The sequence below is a fragment of the Rhodanobacter sp. B2A1Ga4 genome, assembly GCF_018101315.1.
GTDB classification, from domain to species: Bacteria; Pseudomonadota; Gammaproteobacteria; order Xanthomonadales; family Rhodanobacteraceae; genus Rhodanobacter; species Rhodanobacter thiooxydans_A.
In genome coordinates this window covers 225,505-245,728 of sequence record NZ_JADBJR010000001.1, presented here as the reverse complement: position 1 = coordinate 245,728, position 20,224 = coordinate 225,505, and the positions used below count along the sequence as shown (strand labels likewise).

Here is a 20,224-nt window from a genome sequence, read left to right as displayed (position 1 = left end):
GTTGCCGGACCCTTGCCGGAAGCCCACCTGCGGCCAGTACAGCGGGGTGGTCATGGCATAATGCGCAGTCATCACCGGAATACGCCCCATGAGTCGTCGCCTGCTCGTCACCAACGCCCTGCCCTACGCCAATGGCCCGCTGCACATGGGCCACCTGCTGGGCTACATCCAGGCCGACATCTGGGTGCGCGCGCAGCGGATGAGCGGCCACAAGGTGGCCTACGTCTGCGCCGACGACGCGCACGGCACGCCGATCATGCTGGCCGCGGAAAAGGCCGGCATGACACCCGAGGCCTTCATCGCCGGCATCCGCGAAGGCCACGAGGCGGATTTCGCCGCGTTCGGCGTGGCCTTCGACCAGTACCACACCACCCATTCGGAAGAGAACCGCGAGCTGTCGACGCTGATCTACACGCGCCTGCGCGACGGCGGCTACATCGCCAAACGCGAGATCCAGCAGTTGTTCGACCCCGAAAAGCAGATGTTCCTGCCGGACCGCTACATCAAGGGCACCTGCCCGAACTGCGGCACGCCGGACCAGTACGGCGACAACTGCGAGCACTGCGGCGCCACCTACGCGCCGACCGACCTGATCAACCCGACCTCGGTGATGTCCGGCGCCACGCCGGTACTGCGCGATTCGGAGCACTACTTCTTCCAGCTGGGCAAGTTCGAGGGCCTGCTGCGCGACTGGTTCGCCGGCAAATTCACCCACGGCAAGCCGGTGGCGAACAGCGGCGTGGCGGCGAAGCTGCGCGAGTGGCTGGACGGCGGCCTGAAGGACTGGGACATCTCGCGCGACGCACCCTACTTCGGCTTCCCGATCCCCGACGCGCCGGGCAAGTTCTTCTACGTATGGCTGGATGCGCCGGTCGGCTACCTGGCCAGCTTCAAGGCGCTGTGCGACCGCACCCGCCTGAAGTTCGACGAGTTCCTCGCTCCCGGCAGCAGCGCCGAGATGCACCACTTCATCGGCAAGGACATCATCAACTTCCACGGCCTGTTCTGGCCGGCAATGCTGCATGGCGCCGGCTTGCGCACGCCGACCGCGCTGCACGTCAACGGCTACCTCACGGTGAACGGCGCGAAGATGTCCAAGTCGCGCGGCACCTTCATCCAGGCGCGCACCTACCTGGACGCCGGCCTGCATCCGGGATTCCTGCGCTACTACTTCGCCAGCATGCTCGGCGACGCGCCGGTCGACGTGGACCTCGACCTCAAGGCGTTCGAGGAGCGCGTCAACTCACACCTGGTCGGCAAGTGGGTGAACATCGCCAGCCGCACTGCCGGCTTCGTGCACAAGTATTTCGGCGGCCGCCTGGCGCCGCAGTTCTGCGCGGAAGAGACCGCGCTGTGGAACACCCTGCTGGAACACTACGACGGCATCGCCGCGCTGTACGACAGCGGCGACTTCGCCGAGGTCACCCGCCGCTTCGTGCTGATGGCCGACCTGGTCAACGGCCACATCGCCGCCAAGGCGCCATGGGCGATGGCCAAGGACGAGAGCCGCCGCGACGAGCTGCACCAGGTGTGTTCGTTCGCGCTGACCGCGTTCCGCCTGCTGACCGGCATGCTCAAGCCGATTTTGCCGATCACCGCGGCCGCCGCTGAACGGTTCCTGGCCGCACCAATCGCCGACTTCGACGACGCCCGCGCCGGCCTGCGCAACCACGCCATCAACACGTTCGAACCGTTGCTCGGCCGCATCGACCCCAAACGCATCGAGGCGATGGTCGAGGCCTCGAAGGATTCGCTCGGCAGCCCGGCCGAAACTCCCGCCGCCCCGAAAAAGAAGAAAGCCGTGAACGACAGCCCGAAACCCGCCGCCGTGATCGCCGACCCGGCTCCGGCCGCGCCCGCCACCATCGGCATCGACGACTTCGCCAGGCTCGACCTGCGCATCGGCAAGGTCACCGCCTGCGAATTCGTGGACGGTTCCGACAAACTGCTGCGCTTCGAACTGGACGCCGGCATGCTGGGCACGCGACAGATCTTCTCCGGCATCCGCGCCGCCTACGCCGAGCCGGCGAAACTGGTGGGCCGCAACGTGGTCTTCATCGCCAACCTCGCACCACGCAAGATGCGCTTCGGCCTGTCCGAAGGCATGATCCTCTCGGCCGGCGACGGCGGCAGCGACCTGTTCCTGCTCGATGCCGACCAAGGCGCCCAGCCAGGCGCCACCGTGCGCTGACACACCGACGATGAGCCTGGCCGATCGCATCGACGCCCTGCTGCCGCAGACGCAATGCGAGCAATGCGGCTACCACGGTTGCCGGCCGTATGCGGAGGCGATCTCGCACGGCGAGGCAGAAATCAACCGTTGCCCCCCGGGCGGCGCGGCAGGCATCGAAAAGCTCGCCGCGCTGCTGCAGCGACCGGTGCTGCAGCTGGATCCCGCACACGGCGTCGAGAAGCCACGCATGCAGGCGCGCATCGTCGAAGCCGACTGCATCGGTTGCACCAAGTGCATCCAGGCCTGCCCGGTCGATGCCATCGTGGGCGCCTCGAAGCTGATGCATACGGTGCTCGCCGACGACTGCACCGGCTGCGAGCTGTGTGTGGCAGCCTGCCCGGTCGACTGCATCGTGCTGGAGCCGATGCCGCCCGCGCAGATCGACACGGCGCACGCCGACGCGGCACGCATGCACTTCCAGCGCCGCGAAGCACGCCTGCAATGCCAGCGCGACGAACGCGAGGCTGAGCTGGCCGCGCGCAAGGCCGCGGTGGATACCGCCGCCGGCCCGGTCAATCCGGTACTGGCCGCCCTGGCCCGCGCCCGGGCGAAACAGCAGGAGCCGAAACCGTGAAGCGTACCGACGTGATCGAACTGTTCTCGCGCCTGCGCGAACTCGACCCGCACCCCACCACCGAGCTGGCCTACAACACGCCGTTCGAGCTGCTGGTTGCCGTGGTGTTGTCGGCACAGGCCACCGACGTGGGCGTCAACAAGGCCACGAAGAAGCTCTATCCGGTGGCGAACACGCCGCAGGCGATCCTCGAACTCGGCGAGGACGACCTGAAAAGCTACATCAGCACGATCGGCCTGTTCAACACGAAAGCGAAGAACGTCATCGCATTGTGCCAACTGCTGATCGAGAAACACGACGGCGAGGTACCGCGCTCGCGCGAGGCACTGGAAGCGCTGCCCGGCGTGGGTCGCAAGACCGCCAACGTGATGCTCAACACCGCGTTCGGCGAACCGACCATCGCGGTCGACACGCACATCTTTCGCGTCGCCAACCGCACCGGACTCGCGCCGGGCAAGGACGTGCGCGCAGTCGAGGACAAGCTGGAGAAAGTGGTGCCGGCCGAGTTCAAGCAGGATGCCCACCACTGGCTGATCCTGCATGGCCGCTATGTGTGCAAGGCACGCAAGCCGGATTGTCCGCACTGCGTGATCCGCGATCTGTGCCGGTACAAGCACAAGACCGTCGCCGACTGACCGGAACATCCGCGCCAGCGGTTGACTTGAGCACACCGGGCCATCAGCATGCGCGCGCCTTCACCTGCACCAGAAATACACGAGACCCGATCATCATGGATCGCACCCCTGCCGGTTGCATCCGGACTGCCCCCAGGGAAACTTCGGTGCAACCCGATGCCCATACTCGCAGCTCGGCCGCGAGTGGATCGCTGCCCGGCTGACCCACTCGCTCCGTGCGGCGTACACGGAAGATCCGCATGAAGAAATTTCACCTGTTCGGCGCAGCCACCTGGCTCGCGCTGGCATCGGCGCCCACACTGGCCAGCGACGCACCGTTGTTTGTGCCGCAGTGGCTGGGCGCGCAATACACCCTGGTTGACCAGCATCAATCGACGCTGCACTCGCCATACAGCGGCCCCATGAGCCTCCGGCCACAAGGCGATACCGAGCGCTCGCATACGTTCGGTGCGTATTTCGGGGTGGCCCTGCCGGCACATCTGCAGTTCTATGTCGATGTGGAAATGTTCAAGGGCGAAGCGGTCAGCGGTGCCACCGGACTCGGCGGCGTCGCCAACGGCGATGTGGTGCATTCCGGTGGAGGCACCTTGAGCAAGACCGCGTACGTGGCGCGGCGTTACCTGCGCTGGACGTTGCCGCTGGGCGACGAACGCGAGCTGGTCACGCGTGGCCAGGGGCAATTGCCGGGGCTGGAAGCCACGCACCGCATCGAGATCAAGCTCGGCTTGATGGCGGTAAGCGATGACTTCGACAAGAACCGCTACGCCGATGCCGCGCGCACGCAATTCCTGAACTGGTCGCTGCTCAACAACACTGCATGGGATTTCGCCGCCGACACCCGCGGCTACACCGATGGGCTGATGCTGGGCTGGATCAACCCGACCTGGAGCCTGCGCTACGGCGTCTACCTGATGCCTGTCGAGGCGAATGGAACCAAGCTGGAAAGCTCGCCGCATCGTGCACGCGGCGAGCAACTGGAGCTGACCCTGCAGCCCTGGGCGAACGGTGGCGTGCTACGGCTGCTGGCGTTCCGCAACATCGCGAACATGGGTGTGTACCGCGATGCGATCGCGTATGCACTGGCCCATGGCACCGCGCCGGATATCCATGCCGACGACCGGCCTGGCCGGCGCAAGCATGGCTTTGCCATCAACGGCGAGCTGCCGCTGGCCGACGATGGCGATACCGGCGTGTTCGCCCGCGCCGGCTGGAATGACGGGCGCAACGAATCGTTCGCATTCGCCGAAGTCGATCGCACGTTGAGTGTCGGCATGCAGCTTTCCGGCGTTCATTGGAGCCGACCGCAGGATCATCTCGGCGTGGCCCTGGCGATCGATGCGCTCTCGCCGGCGCACCGCGACTACCTGGCGCTGGGCGGCCAGGGATTCACGCTTGGCGACGGCGGCCTCACGTATGGGCGTGAGCGCATTGTCGAGGTCTATTACAACGTCGCCGTGATCGATCACCTCACGCTCGCCCCCGACCTGCAGCTGATCCGCAACCCCGGCTACAACCGCGACCGCGGGCCGGCGCGCTTCGTCGGCCTGCGCGCGCATCTGGAGTTCTGAGCAGGCTGGGCCTCAGACCGGCAGCTGCGCCCGTTCCAGCGCTGCGATGTGGCGCTCCAGCCGCGGCCCGAGGTAGCAGTGCGAGCCGCATGGCAGCAAACCCACCGTGCCGAACTCGCGCAGATACCACGCCGGTGCGCGCGACACGAAGCCGTGGTGGTCGCCGGCCACGTCGTCGCGGCTGGTGAACACCTCCAGGAACGCTACGCCTTCGAGCATCTCGCCGATGCCCTGCAGCCCGGCGCGAATCTCCCCTGGTTTCAGGTAGTGCAGCACGTCGGTGCACACGATCAGGTCGAAACGGGTGTCGAAGCGCAACTGCTCCAGCTGGCCGAAGCGCGCCAGGCCGATGTTGCGGCTGCGCCCGTAGCGCGCCACCACGTACTCGCTGGCATCCAGCCCGCGATACGCGATGCCCGGCCGCAACGCGCGCAGCGGCGCGCGCCAGGTCGCCTCGCCGCAGCCCACGTCGAGCACGTTGCGGATCGGCCGGCCGAGGTAGTACTCGGCCTGCGCCACCACCATCGCCACCTTGCGCCTGAGCTCGGCTGGCGAGGCCACCGAGTGCCGCGGATCGCGGTACCACTTGTCGAAATAGTCGCGGTCGTAGGTCTTCGGCATGGCAGGCTCCGGCGGGTGTCGCATGGTAACTGCCACGACACGCAACGGCGACAAGCTGAATCACGTCCTTCCTGATGCGCTTTTCGCCACGCTGCCGGAGTCATCCAAACCGACACCACTGCGTTCGACACTACTGCCCTCATCCACCACCGGAGTACGCACGCATGCCCGCTGCCGCCCCGCTTCGCCACCGCACGCTGGTTCTCGGCCTGCTGCTGACGCTCGCTCCTGCACTGGCTTGTGCCGGCGAGGGGAATCCTCCGGACCAGCTGCCAGCCGCCAGGGTCACCGCAAAAGTGGACGGCCTGCGACTGGGCGACATTGCCTGGCTGCGCCGCGACAGCTTCGGCCTCGACAGCGCCACGCTGGCGCGCTACCGCGAGCTGGGCCGCACGCGCTTCCTCGACCAGCAGCTGGCCGGCGGCGACGACAGCCTGCCGCCGCAGGTTGCCGCACAGATCGACCACCTGTCCGTCATCAGCACGCCGCTGCCGCAGCAGCTGGCCGAATACCAGGAACGTGCGCAACAGTTCAGGCAGGTACCGGCCGGTCCGGCCAAGGACGCTGCCAAGAAGGCGTTCCAGCAGTACCGCCGCGACATCTACCAGCAGGCCGCGCAGGCCGAGATGCTGCACGCGATCTACGGTGGCGACCAGTTGAAGGAGCAGCTGGTGTGGTTCTGGCTCAACCACTTCAGCGTCTATGCGGACAAGGGGCCGGTGCGCCTGTTCGCCGCCGACTACGAGGAAAACGTGATCCGCCCGCATGCGCTGGGCAAGTTCAGGGATCTGGTGATGGCCACGCTGCAGAGTCCGGCCATGCTGGTATTCCTCGACAACGTGCACAACGTCCAGGGCAAGACCAACGAAAACTACGCGCGCGAGTTGATGGAACTGCACACGCTGGGCGTGAACGCCGGCTACTCCCAGCAGGATGTGCAGCAGCTGATGCGCATCCTCACCGGTGTCGGCCTGATGCCGGCGAAGCCGGCCGCACGTCGCCGCCTGTTCGCCCGCTCGCGTCCCGGCCTGGTGCGCGACGGACTGTTCGTGTTCAACCCGAACCAGCACGACTTCGGCGACAAGAACTTCCTCGGCCAGACCATCAAGGGCCGTGGTTATGCCGAGGTCGCCCAGGCGGTGGACTTGATCACGCGCCAACCCGCCTGTGCGCACTTCATCTCGCAACAGCTTGCCGAATACTTCATCGCCGACCAGCCGCCGGCTGCGCTGGTCGATGCGATGGCGAAGACGTTCCAGCGCACCGATGGCGACATCGCCGCCGTGATGCGCACGATGCTGCTGTCACCGGAGGCCGCTGCCACCGACGGGCACAAGTTCAAGGATCCGATGCGTTTCCTGGTCTCGTCGATGCGGCTCGTCTACGACGGCCAGCCGATCCCGAACGCCGTGCCGCTGGTGAACTGGCTGCGGCAGATGGACGAACCGCTGTACGGCCGCATCACACCCGACGGCTGGCCGCTGGATTCAGCCAGCTGGACCGGCTCGGGCCAGATGAGCAAGCGCTTCGATTTCGCCGGTGTGATCGGCAGCGGACGCAACCGGCTGTTCGTCGACAACGACGATCCTGCACAGCCAGGCAATCCTTCGAACCTGCCACGGGAGGCCCCTGCGTTGCAAGACTCGGCGCTGTACCGCGACGCGGTCGCGCCAGGGCTCTCCATCGCCACCGGCCATGCGCTGAGCCAGGCCAGGTCGCCGACGGAATGGAACACGTTCCTGCTGTCGTCGCCCGACTTCAACTACCGCTGATGTCCTCTTCCGTGTGCATGTGCTTACTTGCCGACCACCACCGGGGTGCTCCATGAACCGTCGCGAATTCCTGCTCGCTGCCGGCGCCTTCGCCGCCGCTTCCACCTTGCCGTTCTCCGGTCGGCTGTTTGCCGCACCGGCGAATACGCCGCGCTTCCTGCTGGTCTTCCTGCGCGGCGGCTACGACTGCAACAACCTGCTGGTGCCCTGCAGCAGCGACTTCTACTACGCATCGCGCCCTAGCCTCGCCATCGCCAGGCCCGATTCCGGCAACCCCGACAGTGCCATCGCGCTGGATGCGGACTGGGGCCTCAACCCGGTGGTGCGCGAAACGCTGTATCCGCTGTGGCAGAAAAAGCAGCTGGCGTTCGTCCCGTTCGCCGGCACCAGCGACCTCAGCCGCAGCCACTTCGAAACGCAGGATCACATCGAGCGCGGCGAACCCGAGTCCATGGGCAACTATCGTTCCGGCTTCCTCGCGCGGCTGTCCGGCCTGCTCAGCGGAACCTCGGCGATCGCGTTCACCAACAACCTGCCGCTGAGCTTCCAGGGCGCGCAACGCGACATCCCCAACATCTCGCTGAAGGCCGATCCCAAGGCGCATTTCAACGAGCGACAGGCGGCGATCCTGTCCGGCATGTACAAAGGCACACCGCTGGCCGCGGCCAGCGCCGACGGCTTGGCGCTGCCCAAGACAGTGTCGGCGGACCTGCGCAACGAGATGGTGCAGGCCAGCCGTGGTGCGCCCGGCGCCCGCAACTTCGCCGCCGAGACGCGGCGCATCGCCACCCTGATGCGCGAGCAGTACCGGCTCGGCTTCGTCGACGTGGGCGGCTGGGATACCCATGTCAACCAGGGCAGCGTCAGCGGCGGCCTCGCCAACAACTTGCGCAACCTCGGCGAAGGCCTGGCTGCCTATGCCGAGGCACTGGGCGACGCCTGGAACGACACCACCGTGGTGGTGCTCTCCGAGTTCGGCCGCACCTTCCGCGAGAATGGCGACAAGGGTACCGATCATGGTCACGGCACCGTGCACTTGGTGCTCGGCGGCAAGGTCAATGGCGGACGCCTCGCCGGCGAGCAGGTCGCCGTCAACCAGCAGAACCTGCTGCAGAACCGCGATTACCAGGTGCTCAACGACTACCGCGACGTGCTGGGTGGTTTGTTCGGGCGCATCTGGGGGTTGACCGGCAGCGAGTTGCAGGCGGTATTCCCGCAGGCACAACCACGGGACCTGCAACTGGTGTGATCGAATATCCCGTCAATTCGCCGCGCGCGGCACCAGCATGTGCTTGGCGACAAGCCCGTGCAGCCGGCCCAGGCCACGCGCCAGGTGCAGGGTGGCGAACAGCAGCACGATGCCGATCACGCACATCGCGATCGCGTCGCCCCAACCCGGCACATGCGCACCGAGACCCCAGTCCACGGTGACCTGGCGCGGCCAGGACACCCAGCTGTCGTCGCGGAACAGCATCGCCAGCGGCGCACCGATGAAGGCCACTGACACGCTGAGCAAGGTCACGGCGAGCGTGAAGTACACGATGCCCAGCGGCAGCATCAGCCACATGTAGCAAAGCGTCGTCCAGGTGTGCACGTCGGTGAACATGCTGCCGATGCGCTGCAGCAGGGTCATGCCGGTGGTCGGGTACACCGGCCGCCGTGGCATGCGCATGCCCAGCATCGCCTCCACGATGCGTCCTTCCACCAGCGACAGCACGCGCACGCTGCCGAAGAACAGCACGATGAACGGCAGGCCGATGATCAGCACCGACAACCCCAGCGACAACGACAGCCCAGTCACCGCCCAAGTGAAGTAGAAGATGCCGGTGGCCAGCGACAGCAGCATGTAGAACAACGCGCCGTAGGTGCGCGGATCGGCGGCGACGCCGAAGAAGCGCCCGGCCAGCGAACGGCGCTTCGGCGGCGGCGGCGGACGCAGCGCGCGCTGGATCCTGATCTCCTGGTCGCGATAGATCTCGGCCACTTCGTCCGGCGCGCCGTAGCTGCCGGCGACGTGTTCCAGCATCTGTGCCTCGCTGCGCCCGGGCTGCTCGGCCAGTTCGGCACGCAGATGTTCCTCGGCGTCGTACAGCGCGTCCTGGACCAGCGCCGGATCGGCGCCGCGCAAGGCGGCACGCAGTTGTTCGATGTATTCGACGATGGTACGTGGCGCGTTCATGACACCCCTCCTTGCAAGACGTTATCGACGGAGTCGCGAGTGGCGTTCCACGCGGCGACCCATTCGCGCAATACCTCGCGCCCCGGTCTGGTGATGCGGTAATAGCGGCGCGGCGGCCCGCTGACGGACGGCTCCACCTCGCTGGCGAGCAGGCCGGCCGCCTCCAGGTTGCGCAGCACGGGATACAGCGCGCTCTGCTTGCCGGCCAGCACGCCCTCACCCGTTTCTTCCAGCCGCTTGGCGATCTGGTAGCCGTACATCGGCTGGCGCGACTGCCCCAGCACCGCCAGCAACACCAGCGACACGGTGCCGCTGGAAAGCTCCTTCTGGAACTTCTTCAACTGGCTGACGCTGTCGTCCATCCAGGCTCACCCGCACTGCTTCTTAGGTTGGAGTAAACCATAGTGCGAACTTGACACTAGTGCATGGGCCTGAAGTCATGCGTGGCGTGATCAGCGGCAGCACTCTGCTAAGTTGCAACCGTTGCCCATCCACTGCCCAGGGAATGCCATGCTTCGCCGCCATCTCATCGTTGCACTCGCGCTGACCAGCAGCCTGCTGGCACTGTCCGCCCTCGCCGCCGAGCAGGACAAGCCCACGCCGACCGCGAAGGAAATCCTGGCCAGGTCCACGCCGGCCGAGTGGCGCACGCCGGACCCGCAGAATCTGTTGTTCATGCAACTGCCGACCGGGCGCGTGGTGATCGAGCTGGCGCCGGATTTCACCCCGCTGCACGCGGCGAACATCCGCACCCTGGTGCGCCAGCACTACTTCGACGGGCTGGCGATCATCCGGGTGCAGGACAACTTCGTCACCCAGTGGGGTGATCCCAACGACGACGACAACGGCGACAAGAGCAAGCTCCGTTCTCTGGGCAAGGCCAGCAAGACGCTGCCGCCGGAGTTCACCCGCGCGATCGACGCGAAGCTGCCGTGGACACCGCTGCCGGACGGCGACGTGTACGCGCCGGAGGTCGGTTTCAGCGAAGGCTTCCCGGTGGCGCGCGATCCGGCTGCCGGGCAGGAGTGGCTGGCGCACTGCTACGGCATGGTCGGCGTGGCGCGCGACGTGGCGCCGGAAACCGGCAGCGGCAGTTCGCTGTACGCGGTGATCGGCCAGGCGCCGCGCCGGCTGGACCGCAACCTCGCCGTCGCCGGCCGCGTGCTGGAAGGCATGCCGCTCTTGTCCGGCCTGCCGCGCGGCGCGGAACCGATGGGCTTCTACACGAAGCCGGCACAACGCACCACGATCGAGTCGGTGCAGCTGGCCGCCGACATTCCGGCGAAGGAGCGCCCGGCGATCGAGGTGCTGCGCACCGACAGCGCCAGCTTCGCGGCGCTGGTCGAGGCGAAACGCAACGGGCGCAACGCGTTCTATGCCCGGCCGGCCGGCAAGGTCGACCTGTGCAGCATGGACGTGCCGGTACGCGAGGCGAAGCCGGCGCACTGAGGCCGCCACGCCACGACGAACATTTTGTTCACCCACGTCGGTTACCTTGCCTTTCTTGCCGATGCTGGAAACCGCGACATGCCGTTGAACGACACCCTGGCCTTCCTGCGTGCCTGGCTGCGCGACCCGCGCGGCATCGGCGCGGTGACGCCGTCCGGCGCGGCGCTGGCGCGGCTGATGACCAGCCAGGTCGGCGCGCTGGATGGCCCGGTGATCGAACTCGGCCCCGGCACCGGCGCGCTGACCCGCGCCCTGCTGGCGCGTGGCGTGCCGCTGCACCGGCTGGCGCTGGTCGAGGCTGATCCGCACTTCGCCGACGCGCTGAGCCGGCGCTACCCGGCGGCGACCATCCTGCGCATGGACGCCGCCCGGCTCGGCGATACCGAGTCGCTGTTCGGCGACGAACGCGCCTGCGCCGTGATCAGCGGCCTGCCGCTGCTGTCGATGCCGCCGGCCCAGGTCGCCGCGATCGTGGAAGGTGCGTTCGCGCGTCAGCTGCGCAGCGGCGGCATGTTCTACCAGTTCACCTACGGCCCGCGTTGTCCGCTATCGCCGGCCCTGCTCGCACGGCTGAACCTGCAGGCCCGCCGCGTCGCCAGCGCACTGCTCAACCTGCCGCCGGCGGCGGTCTACTGCATCAGCCGGCGGGCCGAGAACCAGGTCGCGGCCTGATCCACCGCAGGCTTCGCCCGGCGAGCGCGCGTGAACGGGGTCTGAAAGCAGTCGGCGACCACCACATAACCTTTGCATCTCTGCGGTTATCACTGGGCGCGATGACTCGATCCGTCCATACGACGTGCGGGTCAACCGCCGCAGGAGTGACGGATGCAACGCAGCCGCAAAGTACTCAGCTGGATCGCCGGCACGCTGCTGGTGCTGATCGCGGTGCTGCTGATCGTGGTCGCCTCGTTCGACTGGAATCGCATGAAGCCGTTCATCGCCGACAAGGTCAGCCAGGCGATCGGCCGGCCGTTCGCGATCAACGGCGAACTGACCGTCGACTGGCAGCGCGACCGCAACAGCCGCTGGCCCAGCTCATGGCTGCCGTGGCCCGAGTTCACCGCGCGCGACATCAGCATCGCCAACCCGGACTGGGCAGCACAGCCGCGGTTCGCCCACCTCGACGCGCTGCGCTTCCGGTTGTCGCCGCTGCCGCTGCTGGCGCACCACATCGACGTGCCCACGCTGCAGCTGGTGCGTCCCACGGCCGACCTCGAGCGCGACAAGTCGGGGCGTGCCAGCTGGGACTTCACGCTGCCGGAAAACACGGCGCCTTCCGCCTGGAAGCTGCAGCTGGGCACGATCGGTTTCGACCAGGGACTGCTCACGCTCGATGACGCGGCCAGCCGCGTGAAGCTCAAGCTGGTGGTGGAGCCGCTGCAGGCGGCGATTCCGTACGACCAGATCGTGGCCCAACAATCCAGCGCCGCGCGCGAGGAAGCCGGCAAGACGCTGGGTGCTGCGGCGAAGAAAACCCTGGAAAGCGGTGATGCCGGTCCGGGTCCGGACAAGGCGAAATCATCCATCACCTATCAGTTCGGCTGGACCGCCGAAGGCAGCTACCAGGGCAGCCCGCTCAAGGGCAAGGGCCGCACCGGCGCGGTGCTGGCATTGCAGGACACGACCACGCCATTCCCGCTGCAGGCCGACGTGCGCATCGGCGACAGCCGCATCGCCCTGGTCGGCACGCTGACCGATCCGCTGCACCTGGGTGCGCTGGACGTGCGCCTGTGGCTGTCCGGCTCCAGCATGGCCAAGCTGTACCCGATCACCGGCATCACCCTGCCCGACACCCCACCGTACGCGACCGAAGGCCACCTAAAGGCCGAACTGCACCGCCGCGGCAGTCGTTACAGCTACCAGGACTTCCGCGGCCGCGTCGGCGGCAGCGACCTGGCCGGCAACCTGCTGTTCGTCACCGGCGGTGCGCGGCCGAAGCTGAGCGGCGACCTGCACTCGAAGCTGCTGCAATTCGCCGACCTGGCCCCGCTGATCGGCGCCGATTCCCGCGCCGGCAAGGAACGGCGCGGCGACGCCACGCCGCAACCGGCCGACAAGCTGCTGCCGGTGGAACCGTTCCGCACCGACCGCTGGCAGGCGATGGACGCGGACGTGACTTTCGCCGGCGCGCACATCGTGCGCGGCGCGGCGCTGCCGATCGACTCGCTCAGCACCCACCTGGTCATGAACAACGGTGCGTTGTACCTCGACCCGTTGAGCTTCAGCCTGGCCGGCGGCACGGTGCGCAGCAACCTCACCCTCGATGGCAGCCGCACGCCGATGCGCGGCGTGCTGAAACTCGACGCGCGCCACCTCAAGCTCAAGCAGCTGTTCCCGACCTTCGAACCGATGCGCACCAGCTTCGGCGAGATCAACGGCGACGCCACGCTTGATGCGCAGGGCAACTCGGTCGCCGCCCTGCTCGGCAGCGCGAACGGCGAGCTGAAGCTGCTGATGAACGATGGTGCGATCAGCAAGACCCTGCTGGAAACCGCTGGCCTCAACGTGGCCAACATCGTCATCGGCAAGCTGTTCGGTGACCGCACGGTGCCGATCAACTGCGCCGCTGCCGACATGAGCGCGACCAACGGCCTGTTCGACATGCGCCTGTTCGTGTTCGACACCGGCGACGCGGTGGTCAACGTGACCGGCACGGTGAACTTCGCCGACGAGAAACTCGACCTCGACGTGAAGCCGCACACCAAGGGGTTCCGCGTGTTCTCGCTGCGCTCGCCGCTGTACGTCCGCGGCACGCTGAAGAATCCGGACGTCGGCGTGCATGCCGGCCCGCTGCTGGCGCGTGGCGCCGGCGCCGTCGCGCTGGGCGTCGTCGCCGCCCCGGCCGCCGCCCTGCTCGCCCTGGTTGCGCCCAGCCACGACGACGAGAGCGACAACACCTGCCGCGTTGTGCTGCAGCAGCTGCGCAGCTCCGGCACTGTGCTGCCGGCGGGCAAACCGGCAGCGAGGAAGTAAGTGCTCGTACCCGACGCAGCGGTCGGCAGCGTCTCGTCAGCGCTCCTGCATTCGTCCGCGACGGGTGAACCGGCGCCACAGCCAGAGCCACAGCAGCGCCAGCGGGAAGGCCAGGATCAGGAACGGCAGGCCGTAGCCCAGCAACCCCAGGGCATCGGTCACGCCCTCGGTGGTTTCGTCGAGCAGGCCGGAAAAACCGTCACCGATACGCCCGCTGCGCGAGTACGCGCGGGTGTCGCCGAAATGCAGTTCGAGCCGGTTCGTATCCAGCCGACGCTGCTGGTTGGCGGCCACCGCCTGCAGCGAGTGCAGCTGGCTCTCCACCGAAGCCTGCTCGTGGCTGAGTGCGATCAGGTCGGCAACGGCAATGTCCTTGCGTGCAGCCAGTTCCGCCAGGTGTTGTGCGTGCTTCTCGAGCAGTTCGCGCTGACGCTGGTTGTCGTTGACGGCATCGGCGATATCTTCCGCCGTGGTCTGCCGGAACCCGACCGTGCCGCCTTGCGCAGCCAGCTTCGCCATCGGCTCCACGCCTTCCGGAACGATCCGCACCGCGAGTTCGGCATCGTGTTCTGCCTGCTCGATGCGCAGTACGTTGCAGGCACCGAAACGGGCCATCTCGCAGGCCTGTCGGGCCGCCGCCAGGCGGCCGGCGATCTCCGTCCCGGGCAACCTAATCCGCAGCACGTGCTCATAGGCCAGCATCGCACCGGCCTTCGACCGTTCCCCGCTGATCGGGGCCGGCACGACCTCCTGCTTCTTCGAGCACCCGGCGAGAACCTGCAGCAGCCCCAGCAACAACAGCCCCATCAAGGCAGAACGGTTACGTGACATGCGATTCCCCCGACGCAAGGCAAGTCAGGGCAATCTGCCACAGCCACCGGCAAACTCAAACCGCGGCGCAGCGACAAGCCTGGCCAAACCGGCCATTGCACGTGCCTTGTGAGAATCCGCCTGCCCCGATGCGGACGCTAGAATGTTGCACCACCCTTCCCTGCGAATTCCCCATGCAACCCGTCAACCAGGCCCGCCTGCAGATCCACTTCTGCGTGTTGCTGTGGGGCTTCACCGCGATCCTCGGCAAGTTGATCACGCTGCCGGCGCTGCCCTTGGTGTGGTGGCGCATGTTGCTGGTGGTGGCGGCGCTGCTGCTGATGCCGCGGGTCTGGCGCGGCTTGCGCGCGATGCCGGCGCGGCTGGTCTGGGCCTATGCCGGCATCGGCGTGCTGGTGTCGCTGCACTGGCTCACTTTCTATGCCGCGATCAAGCTGTCCAACGCCTCGGTCGGCGCCACCTGCATCGCGCTGGGGCCGGTGTTCCTGGCCTTCATCGAACCGTGGATCGCGAAGCGCCGGTTCGATCCGCGCGAGCTGCTGATCGGCGTGGCGGTGGTGCCGGGCGTGGTGATGGTGGTGGGCGGCGTGCCCCACGACATGCGTCTGGGCATCGCGGTGGGCGTGCTGTCGGCGCTGTTCGTGGCGTTTTTCGGTTCGCTCAACAAACGCCTGGTGGAACACGGCGACCCGCTCACGGTGACCTTCATCGAACTGGGCACCGGCACCGTTTTCCTCACCCTGCTCGCGCCGTTCATTCCGCACGCCGGCCCCGCATTCATGCTGCCGGGCGCGCACGATGCGCTGCTGCTGCTGGCGCTGGCGTTCGGCTGCACCTTGCTGCCGTTCACGCTGGCACTGGTGGCGCTGCGCCACATGAGTGCGTTCGGCACGCAGATGGTGACCAACTTGGAGCCGGTCTACGCAATCGTGCTGGCGATCGTGCTGCTGGGCGAGCAGCACGAGCTGGACCACTGGTTCTACGCCGGCGTGGCGGTGATCCTGGCCGCGGTATTCATGCACCCGCTGCTGAACCGGCGGGTGCGCCCGCCGGAGCAGCCCGAGCTGATCGGCACCACTGAAAGCCACAGCATGGTCGACTGACCCGCCGCCGCTCCCGGCAGGCCCGCCATGACCGGGCGGCAGCGGCACCGGGAAACAGCCTGCCAAACCAGGGCGCCGGATGCATCGGGATGCATCGCTGACGCCGCTCACGCCGGACCTGCGCCTATCCGCAACAGGATTTCTGCTGCTGCACGGGCGGACACGGCACGCTGCCCCAGGAACAGAACACGCAGCAGTCGCCAGGTTTCGGCCGCAGCAGTTCGCCGCAGCCGGGGCAGTCGTAGAAGAACTGGCAGGCGTCGGTCGGCATGGTCTCGGTGGCCTGGTGGCCGCAATGCGGGCAGGTCAGCGTGCTGCGCAGGATGAGTTCAGTCGTCATGGGCTTCAGCGTACTGCGCGGAACCGACCAAAGTTACGCTGCGGGAGCATGGGTCGCAAAGACACGGGTCGAGCCGTCGCGGCCGATCAGCACCACGTCGTAACGTTCGGGCGCGCCCATCTCCATGCCCGGTGAACCCATCGGCATGCCGGGCGCGGCGATGCCGATGGCGTCCGGCCGCTCGGCGAGCAGGCGACGGATGTCCTCCACCGGCACGTGCCCCTCGACCACGTAGCCGTCGATCACCGCGGTGTGACAAGACACCGCACCGGGTGGCACGCCGAAGCGCGCCTTCACCGCGGCCATTGGCTGGTCCTGGTGCACGGTGACGGTGTAGCCCTGTGCGCGCATGTAGTCGACCCACGCGCCACAGCAGCCGCAGGATGGATCGCGGTAGACGTCGAACGCATTCGCCGCCAACGCCGCCGGCGCGAACAGCACGGCAAACAGCAGGGTGACGCCCCAGCGGGAAAACCATCGTTTCATTACCGTGCTCCTGGTATCGGTGCGGATTGTTGCCGGATCGATGCTGTTGCCACGCCCGGCGTGGCAGCCAGTGTTGTCATTGCTCATGCGCATGCTCCGCCGCATCGTGGTCGTGGCCGGACATGTCCATGTCCATGTCTTCATCCGGCGGCGCCTTTGCCACGATGTCCTTGTATTGCGCCGGTGACAGATCCGGCAGCTTCTGCAGGAACGCCACCATGCTCCAGATGGTGGTGTCATCGTGGCTGGAACCCCACGCCGGCATCGCGCTCATCTTGATGCCGTGCTTGATCACCCAGAACGCCTCGCGCGGGTCGGGGCGGAACTTCGCCAGTTGCGGCGGCTTCGGGTACAGGCCCGGGCGCATTTCATTCTCGGCCATGCCCGGCGCCAGATGGCAACCCGTACACATCGCCGCGTACTGGCCGGCGCCCTTGAGGATCAGCTGCGGGTCGTCGAGGTTCGGCACCACGATGCCCTGCGCATGATGCTCGATCGAGCGCTCGCGCAACGCCTGCATCAGCGCGTAGACGGGCTTCGTGTGGTGGGCATCGGCACCGATGTTGTAGACGCCGGACCAGACGAAGGCGCCGACGCCGGCGACGGCGATGGCGCAGAGAATCACCAAGGTAATGATGAGTCGTTTCATGGCCTCTCCTCAGAACCAGATGCGGACGCCGGCGACCCACTGCCGGTCGAAGACTGCCTGATGATCGGCGCGGGCGAAATCGGCCGTGGCGCCGAAACGGCGCGTCCAGACTACGCCGATGTACGGCGCGAGTTCACGCCGGATCTCGTAGCGCAGGCGCAAGCCCAGCTTCGCATCGGTGAGACCGCTGCCGATGCCGCGGGCCGGATCGGACTTGCCATGCAGGTTGACCTCCAGTTCCGGCTGCAGGATCAGCCGCTGGGCGAACAGCAACTCGTAATCCGCACGCAGGCGCGCCGCGGTGCGTCCGGAGGGCCCGGCATAGGCGGTAGCCTGGAGCTCGAACCAGTACGGCGCCAGGCCCTGTACGCCGAACGCGGCCCAGCTGCGCGTCGGGCCTTCGCCGAAGTCATGGCGCACGCCCAGCTGGGTACTCCAGAACGCGGCGACGGCGCGGTCCCACAGCACCTCGACCTCGCCATCGCCGATCCGCCCATCGCTGCGCTCGCCTTCGCTGCGCAGCCACAGCTTGTCGGTGTCGCTGCCGTACCAGCCGGTGGCTTCCCACGACTGGCCGTTGCCGTCGCGACCGTGGAACGCTTCCAGTTGATCGAACAGCAGCATGCCGGCCGGTGTGCTGCCGTGCATGTGCAGGGCGTGCGCGGGACTGGCGGCGATGCCGTCGGAATAATCGCCGCTGCGTGTGTCCACCGGCGCGTGGTCGCCCTGCATCGGCTCCACGCTCGTGCCCGCGGCATGCGCTTGGTGGCGGCTCGTGCCGGGCATCGACGCGTGATCCATGCCGGGCATGACGTGGGTGGATGCCACCGGCGCGGGCATCGGCGCGTCGTGGTGCACGGCGCCGTGATCCATCCCGTGCATCGAGCCGTGATCAACCGGCGCGGGCGCTGTGCTGCTGGCCGGGGCCGGTGCGCTCTGCGCCGTCGCCACCAGCGGCATGGCCAGCAACAGCGCGGCCAGCCACGCCACACGACGAGGAACGATCGAGGTGTCGCGACGCTTCGTGCTCATGACACCACCACCTCGCGGAACATGCCCGCTTCCATGTGGTACAGCAGGTGGCAGTGGTAGGCCCAGCGGCCCGGCGCGTCGGCGGTCACCGCGTAGCTGATGCGCTGCGCCGGCTGCACGTTGATGGTGTGCTTGCGCACCTGGAACTGGCCATCCGGATTTTCCAGCTCGCTCCACATGCCGTGCAGGTGGATCGGGTGATTCATCATAGTGTCGTTGACCAGCACGATGCGCAGGCGCTCGCCGGTGTTGAAATGGATGGGCCTGGCGTCGGGGAACTTGATGCCGTCGAACGACCACATGAAGCGCTCCATGTTGCCGGTCAGGTGCAGCTCGATCTCGCGGCCGGGCTCGCGCGCGTCGAGCGGACCGCCGACGGTGTGCAGGTCGGCATAGGTCAGCACGCGGCGGCCGTTGTCGCGCAGGCCGATGCCAGGATCGTCGAGGTTGCTGCGCGGCGTGTCGACGCGCATGTCCACGCCGGGGCCGTATTCAGTGCGGGCGTGGCGCACGGCGGGGGCGGCGGCCATGCCGGCGTGATCCATGCTGCCATGGTTCATGCTGCCGTGATCCATGCCGGGCATCGCGGCATGACCGCCGCCGTGCTCCGCGTGCGACATCGCGCCCATCATGTCGCGCATGTCCAGCCACACGCGCTTGTCCACCGGTGGCACCTCCGCCGTCATTCCTGCGCGCGGCGCCAGCGTACCGCGCGCGTAGCCGCTGCGGTCGATCGACTGGGCGAACACGGTGTACGCCCGCTCCTCCTGCGGCTCGACGATCACGTCGTAGGTTTCGGCCGCCGAGATGCGGAACTCGTCGACCGGCACCGGCTGCACGTCCTGGCCGTCGGCGGCGATCACCATCATCTTCAGGCCAGGAATGCGCACGTCGAAGATGCTGGACGAGGAGCCGTTGATGAAGCGCAGGCGGATCTTCTCGCCGGGCTTGAAGATACCAGTCCAGTTGCCCGCCGGCGTCGCGCCGTTCATCAGGTAGGTGTAGGTGTAGCCGGAGACGTCGCCCAGGTCGGTCGGGTTCATGCGCATTTCGTTCCACATCCTGCGCATCGCCAGCGCCTGGCCCAGTCCCTTTTCGCGCACGTCGCGGAAGAAATCCGGCACGGTTGGCTGGGCGAAGTTGTAGTAGTCGCTTTGCTTCTTCAGCTTGGCGTAGATGCGCGCGGGGTCCTCGTCGGTCCAGTCGTTGAGCATCACCACGTAGTCGCGGTCGGTCGGGTAGCGCTCGGGGCCGGCCGGATCGATCACCAGCGGACCGTACAGCGCGTTCTGTTCCTGGAAACCCGAGTGCGAGTGATACCAGTAAGTGCCGCTCTGGCGCAGCTGGAACCGATACAGAAAACTTTCGCCCGGTGCGATGCCGTCGAAGCTGAGGCCGGGCACGCCATCCATCTGGAACGGCAGGATGATGCCGTGCCAGTGGATCGAGGTCGGCACGCGCAGGCGGTTGCTCACGCGCAGGGTCACCGTGCTGCCTTCGCGCATGCGCAGCAGCGGACCGGGCACGCCGCCGTTGACGGTGGTCGCCGGCCGCGCTGCGCCGGTGAAGTTGACGGTGCGCTCGACGATGTCCAGCGCGAAGTCGGTGCCGCTCAGCACCGTGGGCTGCCCCGGGCTGGTCAGCGCCCAGGCGTTCGCGGGCCGCAGCAGGCCGAGGCCGGCTACCGCGCCGCCCAGGGCCAGGCCCTGCACGAAACGTCGCCGCGACAGGTCGGTCGCGGGCGATGGAGGAAATGGATGCACGTGGATCTCCTTCGGG

At 67.3% G+C, this 20,224-nt stretch carries 18 protein-coding genes and 1 pseudogene; 10 read left to right on the top strand and 9 right to left on the bottom strand.

The features are described from left to right. Nucleotides 1-88 precede the first annotated feature (88 nt). The 4 genes from metG (at nt 89) to IMW82_RS01075 (ending at nt 5,010) form a co-directional block, all read left to right on the top strand. Nucleotides 89-2,191: a methionine--tRNA ligase gene (gene metG / locus IMW82_RS01090; protein ID WP_108471464.1), complete on the top strand. Its 2,103-nt coding sequence runs from the start codon at nt 89-91 to the stop codon at nt 2,189-2,191. A 10-nt stretch (nt 2,192-2,201) separates the two neighbouring features. Beyond that, complete coding sequence (locus IMW82_RS01085; RefSeq protein WP_108471638.1) at nt 2,202-2,807, top strand: RnfABCDGE type electron transport complex subunit B; 606 nt, start codon at nt 2,202-2,204, stop codon at nt 2,805-2,807. Continuing rightward, nucleotides 2,804-3,442, top strand: a complete 639-nt coding sequence (nth, locus tag IMW82_RS01080; protein WP_108471465.1) for an endonuclease III — start codon at nt 2,804-2,806, stop codon at nt 3,440-3,442. The genes IMW82_RS01085 and nth overlap by 4 nt, the downstream gene beginning before the upstream one ends. A gap of 239 nt (nt 3,443-3,681) precedes the next feature. Beyond that, nucleotides 3,682-5,010 carry a carbohydrate porin gene (locus tag IMW82_RS01075; RefSeq protein WP_211003640.1) on the top strand — a complete coding sequence of 443 codons (1,329 nt, stop codon included), beginning with the start codon at nt 3,682-3,684 and terminating at the stop codon, nt 5,008-5,010. Nucleotides 5,011-5,022: 12 nt separating this feature from the next. Here IMW82_RS01075 and IMW82_RS01070 read toward each other — a convergent pair whose 3' ends face one another. Next, nucleotides 5,023-5,631: a class I SAM-dependent methyltransferase gene (locus IMW82_RS01070; RefSeq protein ID WP_211003639.1), complete on the bottom strand. Its 609-nt coding sequence runs from the start codon at nt 5,629-5,631 to the stop codon at nt 5,023-5,025. Nucleotides 5,632-5,795: 164 nt separating this feature from the next. Between IMW82_RS01070 and IMW82_RS01065 the strand changes: the two genes are divergently transcribed. Beyond that, entirely contained in the window at nt 5,796-7,403 is a 1,608-nt protein-coding gene (locus IMW82_RS01065) for a DUF1800 domain-containing protein (RefSeq protein ID WP_211003638.1), read from the top strand. 52 nt (nt 7,404-7,455) lie between these two features. Continuing rightward, on the top strand, nt 7,456-8,652 hold the full coding sequence (locus IMW82_RS01060; protein WP_211003637.1) for a DUF1501 domain-containing protein: 1,197 nt from the start codon (nt 7,456-7,458) through the stop codon (nt 8,650-8,652). Nucleotides 8,653-8,664: 12 nt separating this feature from the next. On the opposite strand, the gene IMW82_RS01055 is transcribed toward IMW82_RS01060, so the two are convergent. Next, nucleotides 8,665-9,582 carry a sensor domain-containing protein gene (locus IMW82_RS01055; protein WP_211003636.1) on the bottom strand — a complete coding sequence of 306 codons (918 nt, stop codon included), beginning with the start codon at nt 9,580-9,582 and terminating at the stop codon, nt 8,665-8,667. Beyond that, the gene (locus tag IMW82_RS01050; protein ID WP_211003635.1) at nt 9,579-9,944 is read right to left on the bottom strand and encodes a PadR family transcriptional regulator; all 366 of its coding nucleotides are present in this window, start codon (nt 9,942-9,944) and stop codon (nt 9,579-9,581) included. The genes IMW82_RS01055 and IMW82_RS01050 overlap by 4 nt, the downstream gene beginning before the upstream one ends. A gap of 148 nt (nt 9,945-10,092) precedes the next feature. On the opposite strand from IMW82_RS01050, the gene IMW82_RS01045 reads away from it, so the two are divergent. The 3 genes from IMW82_RS01045 to IMW82_RS01035 all read left to right on the top strand — a co-directional run bounded on the left by IMW82_RS01045 (nt 10,093) and on the right by IMW82_RS01035 (nt 14,004). After that, on the top strand, nt 10,093-11,031 hold the full coding sequence (locus IMW82_RS01045; RefSeq protein ID WP_211003634.1) for a peptidylprolyl isomerase: 939 nt from the start codon (nt 10,093-10,095) through the stop codon (nt 11,029-11,031). Between the two features lie 78 nt (nt 11,032-11,109). Continuing rightward, the gene (locus tag IMW82_RS01040; protein ID WP_211003633.1) at nt 11,110-11,703 is read left to right on the top strand and encodes a phospholipid methyltransferase; all 594 of its coding nucleotides are present in this window, start codon (nt 11,110-11,112) and stop codon (nt 11,701-11,703) included. Nucleotides 11,704-11,856: 153 nt separating this feature from the next. Continuing rightward, nucleotides 11,857-14,004, top strand: a complete 2,148-nt coding sequence (locus IMW82_RS01035) for an AsmA family protein (RefSeq protein ID WP_211003632.1) — start codon at nt 11,857-11,859, stop codon at nt 14,002-14,004. A 36-nt stretch (nt 14,005-14,040) separates the two neighbouring features. Here IMW82_RS01035 and IMW82_RS01030 read toward each other — a convergent pair whose 3' ends face one another. After that, on the bottom strand, nt 14,041-14,799 hold the full coding sequence (locus tag IMW82_RS01030; protein WP_244754129.1) for a DUF4349 domain-containing protein: 759 nt from the start codon (nt 14,797-14,799) through the stop codon (nt 14,041-14,043). Between the two features lie 209 nt (nt 14,800-15,008). On the opposite strand from IMW82_RS01030, the gene IMW82_RS01025 reads away from it, so the two are divergent. After that, entirely contained in the window at nt 15,009-15,938 is a 930-nt protein-coding gene (locus IMW82_RS01025; RefSeq protein ID WP_211003631.1) for a DMT family transporter, read from the top strand. Between the two features lie 124 nt (nt 15,939-16,062). On the opposite strand, the gene IMW82_RS01020 is transcribed toward IMW82_RS01025, so the two are convergent. From IMW82_RS01020 to IMW82_RS01000, 5 genes and pseudogenes are all read right to left on the bottom strand, one after another. Next, complete coding sequence (locus tag IMW82_RS01020; RefSeq protein ID WP_108471477.1) at nt 16,063-16,278, bottom strand: GDCCVxC domain-containing (seleno)protein; 216 nt, start codon at nt 16,276-16,278, stop codon at nt 16,063-16,065. 33 nt (nt 16,279-16,311) lie between these two features. Then, the gene (locus IMW82_RS01015) at nt 16,312-16,764 is read right to left on the bottom strand and encodes a DUF411 domain-containing protein (protein ID WP_211004284.1); all 453 of its coding nucleotides are present in this window, start codon (nt 16,762-16,764) and stop codon (nt 16,312-16,314) included. Nucleotides 16,765-16,894: 130 nt separating this feature from the next. Further along, nucleotides 16,895-17,413 (bottom strand): annotated as a pseudogene (locus IMW82_RS01010) (cytochrome c); the annotation flags it as partial. 9 nt (nt 17,414-17,422) lie between these two features. Beyond that, nucleotides 17,423-18,445: a copper resistance protein B gene (locus tag IMW82_RS01005; RefSeq protein WP_211003629.1), complete on the bottom strand. Its 1,023-nt coding sequence runs from the start codon at nt 18,443-18,445 to the stop codon at nt 17,423-17,425. Continuing rightward, a complete protein-coding gene (locus IMW82_RS01000) occupies nt 18,442-20,208 on the bottom strand; it encodes a copper resistance system multicopper oxidase (RefSeq protein ID WP_211003628.1) in 1,767 nt (588 codons plus the stop codon). Before IMW82_RS01000 ends, IMW82_RS01005 begins: the two co-directional genes overlap by 4 nt. Nucleotides 20,209-20,224 lie beyond the last annotated feature (16 nt).

Bases quoted from the DNA above. Each gene is read 5' to 3' on its own strand.
- IMW82_RS01075 (WP_211003640.1), top strand. From the start codon at position 3,682: ATGAAGAAATTTCACCTGTTCGGCGCAGCCACCTGGCTCGCGCTGGCA.
- metG (WP_108471464.1), top strand. From the start codon at position 89: ATGAGTCGTCGCCTGCTCGTCACCAACGCCCTGCCCTACGCCAATGGC.
- IMW82_RS01070 (WP_211003639.1), bottom strand. From the start codon at position 5,631: ATGCCGAAGACCTACGACCGCGACTATTTCGACAAGTGGTACCGCGAT.
- IMW82_RS01045 (WP_211003634.1), top strand. From the start codon at position 10,093: ATGCTTCGCCGCCATCTCATCGTTGCACTCGCGCTGACCAGCAGCCTG.
- IMW82_RS01025 (WP_211003631.1), top strand. From the start codon at position 15,009: ATGCAACCCGTCAACCAGGCCCGCCTGCAGATCCACTTCTGCGTGTTG.
- IMW82_RS01065 (WP_211003638.1), top strand. From the start codon at position 5,796: ATGCCCGCTGCCGCCCCGCTTCGCCACCGCACGCTGGTTCTCGGCCTG.
- IMW82_RS01015 (WP_211004284.1), bottom strand. From the start codon at position 16,764: ATGAAACGATGGTTTTCCCGCTGGGGCGTCACCCTGCTGTTTGCCGTG.
- IMW82_RS01050 (WP_211003635.1), bottom strand. From the start codon at position 9,944: ATGGACGACAGCGTCAGCCAGTTGAAGAAGTTCCAGAAGGAGCTTTCC.
- IMW82_RS01005 (WP_211003629.1), bottom strand. From the start codon at position 18,445: ATGAGCACGAAGCGTCGCGACACCTCGATCGTTCCTCGTCGTGTGGCG.
- IMW82_RS01020 (WP_108471477.1), bottom strand. From the start codon at position 16,278: ATGACGACTGAACTCATCCTGCGCAGCACGCTGACCTGCCCGCATTGC.
- IMW82_RS01085 (WP_108471638.1), top strand. From the start codon at position 2,202: ATGAGCCTGGCCGATCGCATCGACGCCCTGCTGCCGCAGACGCAATGC.
- IMW82_RS01055 (WP_211003636.1), bottom strand. From the start codon at position 9,582: ATGAACGCGCCACGTACCATCGTCGAATACATCGAACAACTGCGTGCC.
- IMW82_RS01060 (WP_211003637.1), top strand. From the start codon at position 7,456: ATGAACCGTCGCGAATTCCTGCTCGCTGCCGGCGCCTTCGCCGCCGCT.
- IMW82_RS01040 (WP_211003633.1), top strand. From the start codon at position 11,110: ATGCCGTTGAACGACACCCTGGCCTTCCTGCGTGCCTGGCTGCGCGAC.
- IMW82_RS01035 (WP_211003632.1), top strand. From the start codon at position 11,857: ATGCAACGCAGCCGCAAAGTACTCAGCTGGATCGCCGGCACGCTGCTG.